We start from the raw sequence: 14,363 nt of genomic DNA, 5'->3' as shown, positions 1-14,363 counted from the left end.
CGCGTGCTGGGTGATTCCCGGCTCGCCAGCAACGGGTGGCTGCTACAGTGATATCAATGGCTTGGGCGCGGCACTATCCTGCTCCACTGGCTTTGCAAAAGCTGTTTCAAGACTGGCTGTTTGATGAAAGGCATTCGCTACGCTCAAATTCATGAGGTCTGAGATGGTTTTCGAACCCAGAAGCAGTCGCTCCTTGCTCCAGAGAAGAAGCAGCGTAAGCAACGCCATCCAGGCGGGCCTCGATGGCATCGCCGTGACCGGCATTGCCTGGTACCTGATCTACGACCAGTTCGGCTACATCACCTCCGATTACGTGATCATGCTGCTGTTGCTGATTGGTGCATTGGCGGTCATTTACGACCATTATGCGATCTACCGCACCAACGTCGGGCTTTCCATCAAGGCCTTCCGGCTGTTCAAAGCGTGGTCGGCAACGTTCTGTTTCCTGGTGGTGATGGCCTTCCTGACCAAGCAGAGCGAAACCTATTCGCGGCTATTGGTCGGGCAACTGTTCGTCATTGGTTACGTGGCCCAGTTGTTCCTGCACTTTGCGGTGCGTGAGTTGCAAAAGCGCTTTACCGCGCATGCGCGCCTGGACAATGCCCTGATCATTGGCGCCGGTGACCTGGCCAACTTTTTGTATCAGAAGATCAGCAACAACCCGTGGTTCGGCGAACGGGTGCTGGGTTGCGTGCTGATCGACAACGCTGACGATCAGGGCCGCGAGAATACCGAGGGCAAGCAGCGGCTGCCGGTGCTGGGGCATGTTGCCGATCTGGACGAGCTGGTGGCCAAGCACGCTATCCGTACCGTGTACCTGGTCACGCCATTGGGTGGCTCCGAAGTGATCAATGACGTGTACTTCAAGCTGCTCGACAAGTGCATTGCCGTGAACTGGGTGCCGGATATCTTCTCGTTGCGCCTTATCAACCATAGCGTGCGGGAAATCGCCGGTATCCCGGTGCTGACGCTGTCGGAAACGCCGTTGACGGGCATGAGCCTGTTCTTGAAAAACCTTGAGGACAGGGTGCTGGCGGTGCTGATCCTGCTGTGTGCGTCACCGGTGTTGCTGGCGGTGGCCCTGGCCATCAAGATCGATAGCCGCGGCCCGGTGTTCTTCCGCCAGGAACGCACGGGCTGGACCGGCGAATCGTTCCGCATCTGGAAGTTCAGGAGCATGCATGTTCACCAGCCGGAGCAGGGCGTGGTGAAGCAGGCGCAGAAGAATGACCCGCGGCTGACCCGGGTCGGTGCCTTCATTCGCCGCACCAGCCTGGATGAGCTGCCACAGTTGTTCAATGTGCTGACCGGGGAAATGTCGCTGGTCGGGCCCCGGCCGCATGCCTTGCAACATGACACGTTGTACTCGCAGGACATCGTCGATTACTTCGCCCGCCACAACATCAAACCTGGCATGACCGGCCTGGCGCAGGTGCGTGGCTTCAGGGGCGAAACCAGGGATATCGAGCAGATGATCCAGCGGGTTGACTCGGACATCGAGTACATCAACAACTGGTCGCTGTGGCTGGATTTCGTGATTCTGGTGCGCACATTGAACGCCTTCACCGGCAAGCAAGCGTATTAGGATCCGCGAGCATTCTGGGGAGCCGCTACTCCTTGTTTAGCGGATGCAGCTCCCTGAATCCCCGGGCTTCCTCCACCAGCCAGTCATGCACCGCCCGCGCCCCCGGCTGGTTCAACCCCCCTGGCGGGTAATGCACCACGTAACGCTTGTGGTTGGCGATAGGCACGCCGAACGGCACGATCAGCGCCCCGCGTTCCAGTTCATCGTTAAGCAGCGTGCGTCGGGCAATCGCCACACCAATGCCGGCAATGGCGGCCTCGATGGTGAGGTGGTTGCGGTTGAAGGTATGCCCACGCCGCACATCCAGGCCCGCGGCACCGATGCCCTCGAGGTAGAACTCCCATTCCGCATATTCCGAGCTGCCGCGCCAGGCGGTGATGTCGTGCAGCAGCGGGTAGTGCGCCAGGTCGGCCGGCCCATGCAGGGGCGGCCGCCCGCGCAGCAGGCTGGGTGAGCACACCGGAAAGATCTGTTCATCCAGCAATGGTGTCGAAAGCATGCCTGGGTAACTGCCATCGTTCAGGTCGATGGCCAGGTCGAAATCACCAGGGTTCAGCGCCTGCGCACTGTCTTCAGCCACCAGCCGCAGCTCGATGTCCGGGTAGCGCTGCTGAAAGCGCGGCAGCCGTGGCGTGAGCCATTTGGCCAGGAACGACGGGATCGAGCGCACGCGCAAGGTGCCCCGGATTTCACCCGCGTCCAGGCGCAGCAGCTCGGCCTCGATGCTGCCGTAGGCCTCGGCCACCGTCTGCGCCAGGCGCTGCCCCTCGGCGCTCAGCTCCACCCCACGCGCCCGGCGCAGGAACAGCCGGTAGCCCAGGCGTTCTTCCAGCTGGCGCATCTGCTGGCTGACCGCGCCCGGGGTAATGTGCAGCTCTTCGGCGCAGCGGGTAAAGGACAGATGCCGGGCTGCACAGGCGAACACGTGCAGCCAGACGAACACCTGACCGTTGAGTTGTCCTTTCATCGTTTAGTACCACTAAAGGCTTGCTTAGAAAGTTTCGTTGGTCATCCGTTACCCAGGGCGTCAGTATCACGCAAAATCGCGTCAAAGCTCAATTTCTCTAGATACCCGTGCTTTGGATACATATCAAGGTACGGTCAGGCATTAGTATGGCTATCAGTGTTTTCGACCTCTTCAAAATCGGCATCGGGCCCTCCAGCTCCCACACTGTCGGCCCCATGCGGGCAGCGGCGACATTTGCCCAGGTCCTGCGCGAGCAGGGGCTGCTGGCAGGGGTAACGCGCGTCGAAGTGCGGCTGTATGGCTCGCTGTCGGCTACCGGGGTGGGCCATGCTACCGACCGTGCCTGCCTGCTGGGGCTGATGGGCCAGTGGCCAGACCGTATCGACCCGGCCACCATCGAGTCACGCATCGGTCAGGTGCTGCAGGAGCAGTGCCTGATGCTCGATGGCAGCCACCCGCTGGCGTTCGAGTACGCACGCGACATGTTGTTGCTCGACGAGAACCTGCCGTATCACCCCAATGCCATGAGCCTCGAAGCCATGGGCGGGCAGGGCAGTCTGTTGCGCCAGACCTACTATTCGGTGGGTGGCGGCTTTATCGTAGAGCAGGCCGAAATCGATGCGCCGGCGGACGCTGCGAATGCAGTGGCATTGCCTTACGAGTTCGACAGTGCTGCCCAGCTGCTGGCGTTGTGCAAGGCGCACAACCTGAGCGTGGCGCAACTGATGATCGCCAACGAATGTGCCTGGCGCCCGGAAGCCGAGGTGCGTGAAGGCCTGCTGCGTATCTGGGCTGCAATGCAGGATTGCGTAGATAACGGGCTGCGCAACGAGGGCATCCTGCCTGGCGGTCTGCACGTCAAACGTCGCGCGGCCCGGTTGCACCGCAGCCTGCAGGAGCTGGGCAAACCCAACGTGATCGGCTCGACGCTCAGCGCCATGGAATGGGTCAACCTGTTTGCCCTGGCGGTCAACGAAGAGAACGCCGCCGGTGGGCGCATGGTGACCGCGCCTACCAACGGTGCTGCCGGTATCATCCCGGCGGTGTTGCACTACTACATGAAATTCAACCCGACCACGAGCGATGCCGATGTGGTGGATTTCCTGCTTGGCGCAGCGGCTGTCGGCATTCTCTGCAAGAAGAATGCATCGATTTCCGGCGCCGAAGTCGGCTGCCAGGGCGAGGTGGGATCGGCCTGTTCGATGGCCGCTGCCGGCCTGGCCCAGGTGCTGGGTGCCACGCCACCCCAGCTGGAAAACGCGGCCGAGATCGCCCTGGAACACAACCTCGGGCTGACCTGCGATCCGGTCGGCGGACTGGTGCAAGTGCCGTGCATCGAGCGTAACGCGATTGCTGCGGTGAAGGCGATCAACGCCGTGCAGATGGCGCTGCGTGGGGATGGTGAGCACTTTATTTCACTCGACCGGGTGATCCGCACCATGCGTGACACCGGCGCGGACATGCATGCCAACTACAAGGAAACCTCTCGGGGCGGCCTGGCGGTTGCGTTCGTCGAGTGTTGAGCCTGTTGTAGGAGCAGCCTTGCGCTGCGAAGAGGCCGGTAGCTGCACTGATATCTGTATTCCTGAACCGGCCTCTTCGCAGCACAAGGCTGCTCCTGCAGTGTCCGCTGCAAGGGTTAGCGGGCTTTCTGCTTCGCCTCGATGAAGCTGGCGCGCATGTCCTTGGCCCAGCCGTCCAGTACTGGCTTGACGTCATTCAAGGTCAGTTTCTGGGTATCGTTTTCAAGTTCCTGACCCGCGCCTTTGCGCACCACCTGGGCCAACACCTTCTGATTGGCGCCATCCAGGAAGGCAGCCTCCACACCCACATCCACATCCTGGTCACGGCCACCGGTGGCCGTGTTCACGCCTGCCGCAATCAGCGCGATGGGGATCACCTCATACGGCCTGAGCCCCTCGTTGCTGGTGGACACCGCAGTAATTGCCGGGCGCACCACGATTACCCCCGGGCCGGGGCCCTTGGCCAGTGGCATCACGCTACCGATTTCACGGCGCAGCGCTTCATTGAAGTAGCGGGTGATCTCCTGCAGCGTCTGCGCCGAGATGACGGCTGTCGGCTGCGGCTTGGGGTAGAACTGGCTGGGCTCGACGAACACCTGGCTGTACTGGTTGATGTTGGCCTTGGGGTCGATCCAGCGCATTACCGGGTCACCCGACGGGCTCTTGGCTTCTTGCAGCCGGCTGTAATCCTTGAGGAAGCCGGAATAGTCCTTGGGGTCAACGCTATGGCTGGAGCAGGCGGCTACGGCAAGCAGCGCGGCGCACAACAGGGTAAGGCGGGGCAGTGATTTCATGATGAAGAGGCATCCATGAGGGGTCGGCCAGAACAACGCTAGCAGGTGCGAGACGGTTGGCCAGTGGGCATCGCGTGTCCAGGCGGCGAAATTTCCTACCGATACATAGGATCACGCCAACTAGTCATCAGCGACCGGTAGTGGAAAGCTATGCCCGATACGGGTATGGTGGGTTGTGTAATGGAAATCTTCAGGCGCAAGGATTTCGCGCGTTGGCAAGCTGCTCATAGGCTCAGGGACGAAATGCTCTGCAAAGCAGTGGATGAAATGTGCAGAGGCCTGGTCGATGCAAGCCTGGGTGGGGAGTTGTTCAAAAAACGCGTAGCTGCGCAGGGTATGGGCAAGCGTGGTGGGTATCGAACCCTGGTTTCCGCCCGCATCGGCAATCGCTGTGTGTTCCTGTATGGTTTCGCCAAAAGCGACAAGGCCACTATCACGCAGGAAGAGCAAAAGGCGCTGCAATTCGCAGGCAAGGTTTTTCTGGACTTATCACCGTTGGCGCTTGGCCGGGCGATTCTAGCGGGTGTGTTGATGGAGGTCTGCTGTGAGCAGCAAATTGATTGAATCGTTACGTGAGGACCTTGTTGCGCTGCACAAGGCCGGGGCAGTCGGCAAAGTCACCCTTCGCGATTACGAAGCGCTGTGTCCCGCGCCCGTGCGGGATTTCAGCGCGCTGGACATCCGTCGATTGCGCGAGGCGCTCAACTTCAGTCAACCGGTCTTTGCGATGCATTTACATACCAGTGCGTCGACGGTTCGCAAATGGGAGCAGGGCGAGACAAGCCCTTCCGGGCCTGCCTTGAAGTTGCTGAATGTCATTAAAGACAAAGGCCTGCAGGTTCTTCTTTAAGCCTCCATTTGCCCCGAAGCGGCTGCCTGGCTGCTACCCCAGCACCTCGCGCAACCGGTACCACAACATTCCCAGGGCCAGCAGCGGCGAGCGCAATGCCTTGCCGCCAGGGAAGGTCAGGTGTGGTACGGCGCTGAACACATCCAGGCCCTGGCTATGGCCGACAGCAATGCCTTCGGCCAGCAGCTTCGCCGTCCAGTGGGTCACGTTCAGGCCATGCCCGGAATAGCCTTGAGCGTAATACACGTTCGGGTATTGGCTGAGTCGCCCGACCTGAGGGAAGCGGTTGGCGGTAATGCCGATCATGCCGCCCCATTGGTAGTCGATGCGCACATTGGCCAGTTGCGGGAACACCTTCAGCACCTTTGGTCGCATATACGCGGCAATGTCCTTGGGGTCGCGCCCGGAGTAGTGGCAGGCGCCGCCGAACAGCAGGCGGCGGTCTGCGGTGAGGCGGTAGTAGTCCAGGCCGACCTTCTGGTCGCACAGCGCCATGTTCTGCGGGATCAGGCTGCTGGCCAGTGCCTTGGGCAATGGCTCGGTAGCGACCACGTAGCTGCCGGCCGGTAGCACCTTGCCGCTCAAGCGCGGTTCCAGTTCATCGAGGTGGGCGTTGCAACCCAGCACCAGGCTGCTCGCCCGTACCTTGCCGCGTGCGGTATGCACGGCAACGCTGGGGCCGTGCTCGATGCGCAGTACCGGGCTCTGCTCGAAAATGCGCACACCCAGGCCATGGGCGGCGCGGGCTTCGCCCTGGACCAGGTCCAGCGGGTGGAGGTGGCCCGAGCCCATGTCGACCAGGCCGCCGGCATACTGGTCGCTGGCAACGATCTCATGCAATTGGCCGGCGTCGACCAGGCGGGTTTCAGGGCGGTAGCCCAGCGCGGCCAGGTCATCCTGTTCATCCTTGAAGGCCTCGAACTGGGCGGGGGTGTTGGCCAGCTCACAGAATCCCCAGCGCAGGTCGCAATCGATGCCGTACTGGGCGATGCGGCTGGCGACCAGCGCCACAGAGTCGATGCCGGCCTGCTTCAGGTAGCGCACGCCATCCTGGCCGACATGCCGGGCGAAACCGCTGACGTCGTGGCCGATGCCGCGAATCAGCTGGCCACCATTGCGCCCGCTGGCGCCCCAGCCGATGCGTCGGCCTTCCAGCAGTACCACCGACAGGCCGCGCTCGGCCAGCTCCAGGGCCGTATTGACGCCGGTCAGCCCGCCGCCGACCACGCACACGTCGGCCGTCAGTTCGCCGTCCAGGCTGGGGTAGGGCGCTGCATCGCGAGCCGTGGCGGCGTAGTACGATGCGGTGTGTTGGGTATCGAAAGACATGGGCGTTCTCGGCTCAGCGATTGGACTTGATCTTGCTCCACGAGCGGGTCATGAGGCGCATGATCTTCGGGCTCGGGGTGCTGGAGATGTACAGCTTGTCCAGCACGTCCTGGGGTGGGTAGATCTCGGCGTTGTGCACCAGTGATGCATCCATGTAGGCCTTGGCGTCCGGGTTGGCGTTGGCATAGCCGACCGTGGCGCTGACCTTGGCGATCACCTTGGGGTCGAGCAGGTAGTTGATGAAAGCCAGGGCCTGGTCGGGGTTGCTGGCGTCCTTGGGGATGGCCAGCAGGTCGAACCACAGGTTGCTGCCTTCCTTGGGAATGCTGTAGGCGATGTTCACGCCGTTGTTGGCCTCCACGGCGCGGTTGGCAGCCTGGAACACGTCGCCGGAGTAGCCGAAGGCCACGCAGACATCGCCGTTGGCCAGGTCGGAGACGTACTTGGAGGAATGGAAGTAGGTGATGTACGGGCGCAGCTTGAGCAAGCGGTCTTCGGCTTTGGCGTAATCGGCCGGTGATTCGCTGCCCGGGTCCAGGCCCAGGTAGTTGAGCATGGCCGGGAACAGTTCGTCGGGCGAGTCCATGAATGCCACGCCGCATTGCTTGAGCTTTTTCAGGTTCTCGGGCTCGAACAGCACCGCCCACGAGTCGATATGGTCGACGCCCAGCGCCGCCTTGACCTTGTCGACGTTGTAGCCGATGCCACTGGTACCCCACAGGTAAGGCACGGCGTACTGGTTACCCGGGTCGTTCTGTTCAAGCTGCTTGAGCAGTTTGGGGTCCAGGTGCTGCCAGTTCGTCAGCTTGCTGCGGTCCAGCGGCAGAAACGCACCGGCCTGGGCCTGGCGAGCGAGGAAGTGGTTGGACGGCACCACCACGTCATACCCGGTACGCCCGGCCAGCAGCTTGCCTTCGAGGGTTTCGTTGGAGTCGAACACGTCATACACCACCTTGATCCCGCTGCTGGCCTGGAAGTCGGCCAGAGTGGTGTCACCTATGTAGTCGGTCCAGTTGTACACGCTGACGCTGGGGACGGCGTGGGCGGTGGTGGCGAACAGCAGGGTGAATGCAGCGGGTATCAGGGTTTGCAGATGACGCATGGGGACACCTCGTTGGTCTTGTTCTTCGAGTTCGGTGTTAAAGGGGGCTGCTTCGCAGCCCAATCGCCGGCAAGCCAGCTCCCACAGGTACAGCGCTGGCTTCAGGCTCATGGGTAACCTGTGGGAGCTGGCTTGCCGGCGATTGGGGTGCAAAGCACCCCCAGACGGTCAGACGCTCATCATCAGGAACTCGCGTTCCCACGAGCTGATCACCCGCTTGTAGTTCTCGTGCTCGGCACGCTTGACTGCCACGTAGCCTTGGACGAACTGCTTGCCCAGGTACTCCTGCACGGTCTCGCAGTCCTCCATGTGCTGCAGCGCGTCCTCGATGGTGATCGGCAGGCGCAGGTTGCGCCGCTCGTAGGCACGGCCCTGCACCGGGGCACTGGGGTTGATCTGCTCGACCATGCCCAGGTAGCCGCACAGCAGGCTGGCGGCGATGGCCAGATACGGGTTGGCATCGGCGCCCGGCAAGCGGTTTTCAACGCGCATTGCCTCGGGGCTGGAGGTGGGCACCCGCAGGCCGGCCGTGCGGTTTTCTTCACCCCACTCGACATTGACCGGTGCCGAGGTGTCCGGCAGGAAGCGGCGGAACGAGTTGACGTTGGGGGCGAACATCGGCAGCAGCTTGGGGATGTACTTCTGCAAGCCGCCGATATGGTGCAGGAACAGCTGGCTCATGCTGCCGTCTTCATTGGCGAAAATCGGCTTGCCGGTCGCGATGTCGACCACGCTCTGGTGCAAGTGCATGGCACTGCCCGGCTCGTCGGTGATCGGCTTGGCCATGAAGGTGGCGGCCACGTTGTGCTTGAGCGCCGCTTCGCGCATGGTGCGCTTGAACACGGTGATCTGGTCGGCCAGGTCCAGCGCGTCGCCGTGGCGGAAGTTGATCTCCATCTGCGCCGGGCCGTCTTCGTGGATCAGCGTGTCCAGGTCCAGGCCCTGGATTTCGCACCAGTCGTAGACGTCTTCGAACAACGGGTCGAATTCGTTGGCGGCATCGATCGAGAACGACTGGCGGCCGCTTTCGGCACGCCCGGAGCGCCCCAGCGGGACTTGCAGCGGCAAGTCCGGGTCTTCGCAGCGTTTGGTCAGGTAGAATTCCATCTCGGGCGCGACGATCGGCTGCCAGCCTTTTTCGGCGTACAGCTTGAGCACCTTCTTCAGTACGTTGCGCGGCGACAGCTCGATTGGGTTGCCTTGCTTGTCGAAGGTGTCGTGGATCACGATCGCGGTCGGCTCGATGGCCCACGGGATCTGGTACACGGCGGTGGGGTCGGGGCGGCAGACCATGTCGATGTCGGCGGCGTCGAGCAGGTTGTAGTAGATGTCATCGTCCACGTAATCGCCAGTGACCGTCTGCAGCAGCACGCTTTCGGGCAGGCGCATGCCACGTTCGTGGAGGAACTTGGCGGTCGGCGCGATCTTGCCCCGGGCAATGCCGGTCAGGTCGCTGATCACGCATTCGACTTCGGTGATGCGGTGTTCTTTCAGCCAGGTGGACAGCTGATCGAAGGGGGCGTTCATACAGACCTCTTGGTTGGGTTTTAGTGTGGGAGCGCGGTGCCTGTGCCAGCCGTTGCACGGTTTCGAAGGCGTTGCGCTTCCCAGGTGACGCACTGGAGACTATCTTGGTCGCAGCCCCCAGGGGCGATCTATCCACTTTCTTCGGCATCGAATGCACCATAAGAGTGCACACAGGACAATGCGTGACAACCGCCAATGCGTTGCAGGTCCAGGCTTACCACACCACCGACGTTACCGAGCAAGTGCGGGCCACCCCTGGCTGGCAGCAACAGTACCGGCAGATGTCGCCGGGGCATTTCAGCGGCGAGCTGCGTTGCCTGGGGCTTGAGGGCGTGGAGGTGTACGAAGAAAGGCTGAATACTCGCGTCGAGCAGTTTTTTCGCGCGCCGAGCGGCTCACTGGCGTTCTGTTTCGACCGCAGCGAAAACAGCCTGTACCTGCTGAACGAACAAAGCCGCAATATCTGGATCACCCCGGAGAACTACCAGGAAGTGGCCGTGGTATTCGACCAGGGCTTCCTGGCCGACCATGGGCTGGACCCGCAGCGCCTGGAAGGGTTGTTCATGGTACCGCTGGGCAGCGGGCAGAATGCGCTGTTCGGCAGCTGGTTGAGTGCCACGCTGACCCGCCTCAGCCAGGCCGATTGCCCGCTGCAGGGGCAGGCCTTGGCAGAGCAACTGCTGGAGGACTGCCTGTTCATCCTCGACAACGCCTGCCAGCGCTTGCAGGGCGTGGCGCTGGGGCGACGTGACGAAGAACGGGCGATCATGCACCGGGTCAGTGAATGGGCCGCCGATTGCCCGGAGGAAACGCTCAACCTGGTGGAGCTGGCGGAGGTTGCCGGGGTTTCCCTGCGCCAGCTGCAGCAGGCGTTCAAGGCATTTACCGGCATGCCGCCTGCGCAATGGCTGCGATTGCGCAGGCTCAACGGTGCGCGGCGGGATTTGTTGCGCGGTGGGGACGTGACCGTAGCCGAGGTGGCGATGCGCTGGTCTTTTTGGCATTTGGGAAGGTTTTCAGAGAGTTACCGGCAGTTGTTCAAGGAGTTTCCGAACGAGACGTTGAAGCGCGGCAGGGGTTGAACCGGGTGCCAGTGCCACCTGCCTCTGCGCGTTACATTCAGGAGCGGTTTCACCCGCGAAGAGGCCGCCCCGGGCAACACTGAGACCAGCATTGCACCGCGAAAATTGCTATGGTGCCGTCCTGTTTCCACCCGAGGTGCCGATGTTCTACCTGCCTTTGCCCAGCGACCAGGCCGACCGCCTCGCCAGCGAACCCACCACTGACTTTTTCACCACCGCCAGCGTCCTGGACGCTGCCGCCGTGCTGTTCGTGCAAAACCTGCCGCGCCAGCCCGCCACCGCCTCGGCAGATGCGCAAGAGCGTCGTTTCGCCGAAATCGTGCGCATCGCCAATGAAGTCGAAAGCGCGGCACCCGGGCGCTTCCAGGGGCAGGTGGCGCAGCACTTCGATCACGAAGCCTTGGCCATGGGCCTGGGCATGCTGGGCGAAAACGGTCTCGCCTTGCTGTCCCCCGAGGTGCAGTACAAGGCTGAAGAGTTGCTGGATGCCGAGGGCCAGTGGAATTTCCAGTTCGCTGACCTGTACCGCCAACGCGCCACACCGCTGCACCCTGTGTCCCTGCCGGCCTTGGCCAGTGACCTGAGACTCAGCGACCAGCAGAATCGATTGTTACGCGAATTTCTCAGTGGTATCGACGAGTCGGTGGCAGTGCAGGGCTTCGCCGGCACTGGCAAGACCTTCCTGATCCACCAGTTCGCCCGCCTGCTCGACCCGCAGCGCACGTTGCTGCTGGCCCTTACCGAGGGCCAGTTGCGGGCGTTGCAGGCGCGGGTCAAGGACGCCACAGCGTACACCGCGCTTACCTTCGGCCAGCTGGCGGACGAGCTGCTGAACCGTGACCTCACCAACAATGGCTGGCGCCTGCGTGACCCTTACCGCACCAAGCGCTCGTGGCGCCCGCAGGACGCGCAGGTGGCGCAATGGCTGGCGATTCCTGATATCGGGCCACTGGCCGCTCGCGATGTGGTTGGCTTGTGCATCCGCGCCGTGCGCACGTTCTGCCACAGTGCTGACACCCAGTTGCAGTTGCACCACCTGCCATGGGCCGGGCCGGGCACGCACCCACTGGACCAGGAAGTGCTGCTGGAGAAGGCGCGGCAGTACTGGCAGGAGCTGATTCGCCCGTCGGCGCGGGAAATCCAGCTGCCGGTGCGCGATTATCATCGGGTCAAGCTGCTTGCACTGACGGGCTATGTGATCGACAGCCGCTACAGCCATGTCATCGTCGACGAGGCCCACGAGCTGTCGGCACCGATGCTTGCCGTGCTCGACCGCAGCCCGCAGTCGATCATCGCCCTGGGCGACGAGTTGCAGAACCTTAATGGCCTCAGCGCGCACCATGGCAGTTTCATCCGGCAACGCTGCATCGACCACTCACTGCGTGCCGGCCCGGCGATGGACAATGTGCTGAACCCACTGATTCAGGCACATCCGGCGGCGATCCAGGCGGCATTCAGTGGCAGCGCCGAGCATTACACCCGGGTCAGTTTCTTCGACACGGTGACGGTGCCGGAGCAGCCCACGGCGCTGATTGTCGATGACGAATGGGGTTTGTTTGGCTGGTTTCAGCGCCTGACTCACCAAGGCGTGCCGTTCGTGTTGCTGCAAAGCGCCCGCAAGGACTTCGAACTGTTCGTCGAGGACTGCATCGAGCTGTACCGGCATGGCACGCGGCCGCGCCATCCGATGCTGTTTCGTTATGCCAGCTGGCAGGCGCTGGAGCAGGACAAAGGCGATGACAAGGCGTTCGTTGCCGTGGCCACCATGCTGCGCAAGGGCTATACGCCGGAGCACTTTGCCAAGGCCAAGAGCCGCTACCGCTGGGACAAGGCGCCCAAGCTGTTCCTGGGGCGGGTACGGGATGTGAAAAACATGGAGTTTTCCCGGGTGATGGTGTCGCCAGAGCTGATGGTGCCGCCGCAGGTGGCGGGCAACCGCAATGAGCGGGCGCGGATGCTGGCGGGCTTGTATACCGCCTGTTCGCGGGCGCGGCATGAGCTGATCGTGCCGGGGGGGATGCTGGACTGGGTCAAGGACCAGGTTCGGGATTGAGGTCCTGAGGGCCTCGCAGCTTCACATAACTTACTGATTCAGCAGGGTACGCGGAGCGCCCAGCATCAGTGCCCTGTAGGAGCGGCCTTGTGCCGCGATGGGCCGCAAAGCGGCCCCAGGCCTAGAATCAGTTACGATCCAGCCACACCGTCTGGGCATTGGTGAACTCACGCACACCAAAGTGCGACAGCTCCCGCCCGAACCCGCTCTTCTTCACACCGCCAAACGCCACGCGGGGGTCGGAAGCGCAGTAGCCGTTGATGAACACGCCACCGGTATCCAGCGCTGCCGTCATGCGCTCGGCCAGTGCATAGTCGGCGGTGTAGATGGTCGAAGCCAGGCCGAACTCGCTGTCGTTGGCCAGCTCCACGGCATGCTCGGCATCCCGCGCGGTGATGATCGCCGCCACCGGCCCGAACAGCTCCTGCTTGAATGCTGTCATTTCTGGGGTGACGTTGGCGAACACGGTCGGTGCATAGAAGTTGGCCACGCCTTCGACCTTGCTGCCACCCAACAGCAGGGTGGCGCCTTCGGCTAGGGTCGCCTGAACCTGGCCATCCAGCTCGTCGCGCAGGTCATAGCGGGCCATCGGGCCGATGTACGTGTCGTCTTCCAGCGGGTTACCCAGTTTCAGCTGGCGCGTGGCTTCTACGAACTTGCGCGTGAATTCATCGACGATGCTTTCTTCGACGATCAGGCGTTTGGCCGCAGCGCAGACCTGGCCGGTGTTCTGGTAACGGCCAATGACTGCCGCCTGCACGGCAGCATCCAGGTCAGCGTCAGCCAGCACGATGAACGGGTCGGAACCTCCCAGCTCGAGCACGCACTTCTTCAGCGCGGCACCGGCTTGGGCGCCAATCGCCATGCCGGCGCGCACGCTGCCGGTCAGGGTCACGGCGGCGATGCGCGGGTCGTTGATGGCGCGGGTGACGCCGTCCGGGGTCACGTTCAGCACCTCGAACACGCCTTCCGGCAGGCCGGCATCCTTGAACAGCTCGCCCATCAGGTAAGCGCTGCCCATCACGTTCGGTGCGTGCTTGAGCACGTAGGTGTTGCCGGCCAGGATCGCCGGCACAGCGCCGCGCAATACCTGCCAGACCGGGAAGTTCCACGGCATCACGGCAAGGATCGGGCCCAGCGGGCGGTATTCGATGCGGGCTTTTTCAACCTGGGTCGGCTCGGCGGCGAGCATGGCCGGGCCATGTTCGGCGTACCAGCGGCACAGGCCGACGCATTTGCTGACTTCGCCACGGGCCTGGGCGACGGGCTTGCCGATTTCGCGGCTGATCATTTGCGCGAACGCTTCGGCCTTGGCTTCGAGAGTGCTGGCCAGGGCCAGCAAGTACTCGCTGCGCTGACCCAGCGACACCTGGCGCCACTGGCGGTAGCCGACCTTGGCACGTTGCAGCGCCGCTTCCAGTGCGGCGTCGGTGTCGAACGGGTAGGCGCCGATCTGCTCGCCGCTGTACGGGTCGAGGGAGATGGCGTGGGTCAGGCTGCTGATCGCGCTCATGGCGGGACACTCTCGTTGTTGTTAATCAGGTGACGCCA

12 protein-coding genes are annotated in these 14,363 nt (G+C 62.7%); 6 read left to right on the top strand and 6 right to left on the bottom strand.

Translation table 11 applies throughout. From position 1 onward, the window contains the following. The first annotated feature begins 163 nt into the window (after positions 1-163). Positions 164-1,585 (top strand): undecaprenyl-phosphate glucose phosphotransferase, encoded by a 1,422-nt coding sequence (locus tag AC5O5R_RS14110; RefSeq protein WP_172229178.1) that lies wholly within the window; start codon positions 164-166, stop codon positions 1,583-1,585. 25 nt (positions 1,586-1,610) lie between these two features. Here AC5O5R_RS14110 and AC5O5R_RS14105 read toward each other — a convergent pair whose 3' ends face one another. After that, the gene (locus AC5O5R_RS14105; protein WP_172229180.1) at positions 1,611-2,552 is read right to left on the bottom strand and encodes a LysR substrate-binding domain-containing protein; all 942 of its coding nucleotides are present in this window, start codon (positions 2,550-2,552) and stop codon (positions 1,611-1,613) included. Positions 2,553-2,698: 146 nt separating this feature from the next. On the opposite strand from AC5O5R_RS14105, the gene AC5O5R_RS14100 reads away from it, so the two are divergent. Beyond that, positions 2,699-4,075, top strand: a complete 1,377-nt coding sequence (locus AC5O5R_RS14100) for an L-serine ammonia-lyase (RefSeq protein WP_172229933.1) — start codon at positions 2,699-2,701, stop codon at positions 4,073-4,075. A 116-nt stretch (positions 4,076-4,191) separates the two neighbouring features. Here the strand turns inward: AC5O5R_RS14100 and AC5O5R_RS14095 are convergent, their stop codons facing one another. Next, positions 4,192-4,869 carry a DUF3313 domain-containing protein gene (locus tag AC5O5R_RS14095; RefSeq protein WP_172229915.1) on the bottom strand — a complete coding sequence of 226 codons (678 nt, stop codon included), beginning with the start codon at positions 4,867-4,869 and terminating at the stop codon, positions 4,192-4,194. A gap of 180 nt (positions 4,870-5,049) precedes the next feature. On the opposite strand from AC5O5R_RS14095, the gene AC5O5R_RS14090 reads away from it, so the two are divergent. Both AC5O5R_RS14090 and AC5O5R_RS14085 read left to right on the top strand, forming a co-directional pair. Further along, positions 5,050-5,433: a type II toxin-antitoxin system RelE/ParE family toxin gene (locus AC5O5R_RS14090; RefSeq protein ID WP_172229918.1), complete on the top strand. Its 384-nt coding sequence runs from the start codon at positions 5,050-5,052 to the stop codon at positions 5,431-5,433. Next, positions 5,414-5,719 (top strand): helix-turn-helix domain-containing protein, encoded by a 306-nt coding sequence (locus AC5O5R_RS14085; protein WP_172229921.1) that lies wholly within the window; start codon positions 5,414-5,416, stop codon positions 5,717-5,719. The genes AC5O5R_RS14090 and AC5O5R_RS14085 overlap by 20 nt, the downstream gene beginning before the upstream one ends. 33 nt (positions 5,720-5,752) lie before the next feature. Here AC5O5R_RS14085 and AC5O5R_RS14080 read toward each other — a convergent pair whose 3' ends face one another. The 3 genes from AC5O5R_RS14080 to AC5O5R_RS14070 all read right to left on the bottom strand — a co-directional run bounded on the left by AC5O5R_RS14080 (position 5,753) and on the right by AC5O5R_RS14070 (position 9,677). After that, positions 5,753-7,048: an NAD(P)/FAD-dependent oxidoreductase gene (locus AC5O5R_RS14080; protein WP_172229924.1), complete on the bottom strand. Its 1,296-nt coding sequence runs from the start codon at positions 7,046-7,048 to the stop codon at positions 5,753-5,755. 13 nt (positions 7,049-7,061) lie between these two features. Next, a complete protein-coding gene (locus AC5O5R_RS14075) occupies positions 7,062-8,150 on the bottom strand; it encodes a polyamine ABC transporter substrate-binding protein (RefSeq protein ID WP_172229927.1) in 1,089 nt (362 codons plus the stop codon). A gap of 168 nt (positions 8,151-8,318) precedes the next feature. Further along, positions 8,319-9,677 carry a glutamine synthetase family protein gene (locus tag AC5O5R_RS14070; RefSeq protein ID WP_172229930.1) on the bottom strand — a complete coding sequence of 453 codons (1,359 nt, stop codon included), beginning with the start codon at positions 9,675-9,677 and terminating at the stop codon, positions 8,319-8,321. 182 nt (positions 9,678-9,859) lie between these two features. Here AC5O5R_RS14070 and AC5O5R_RS14065 point away from each other — a divergent pair, with 182 nt between their 5' ends. Together AC5O5R_RS14065 and AC5O5R_RS14060 are read left to right on the top strand one after the other, a co-directional pair. Next, positions 9,860-10,759: a helix-turn-helix domain-containing protein gene (locus AC5O5R_RS14065; RefSeq protein WP_172231716.1), complete on the top strand. Its 900-nt coding sequence runs from the start codon at positions 9,860-9,862 to the stop codon at positions 10,757-10,759. A gap of 142 nt (positions 10,760-10,901) precedes the next feature. Further along, positions 10,902-12,812, top strand: coding sequence for a DEAD/DEAH box helicase (locus tag AC5O5R_RS14060; protein WP_172231719.1), 1,911 nt, complete (start codon positions 10,902-10,904; stop codon positions 12,810-12,812). Between the two features lie 127 nt (positions 12,813-12,939). On the opposite strand, the gene AC5O5R_RS14055 is transcribed toward AC5O5R_RS14060, so the two are convergent. Then, a complete protein-coding gene (locus AC5O5R_RS14055; protein WP_172288362.1) occupies positions 12,940-14,325 on the bottom strand; it encodes an aldehyde dehydrogenase family protein in 1,386 nt (461 codons plus the stop codon). Positions 14,326-14,363: the final 38 nt, after the last annotated feature.

The organism is Pseudomonas sp. 8_5_2, from assembly GCF_059295255.1.
Note: the sequence above shows the minus strand (reverse complement) of the source record. Positions and strands in the feature narration are given on the sequence as shown.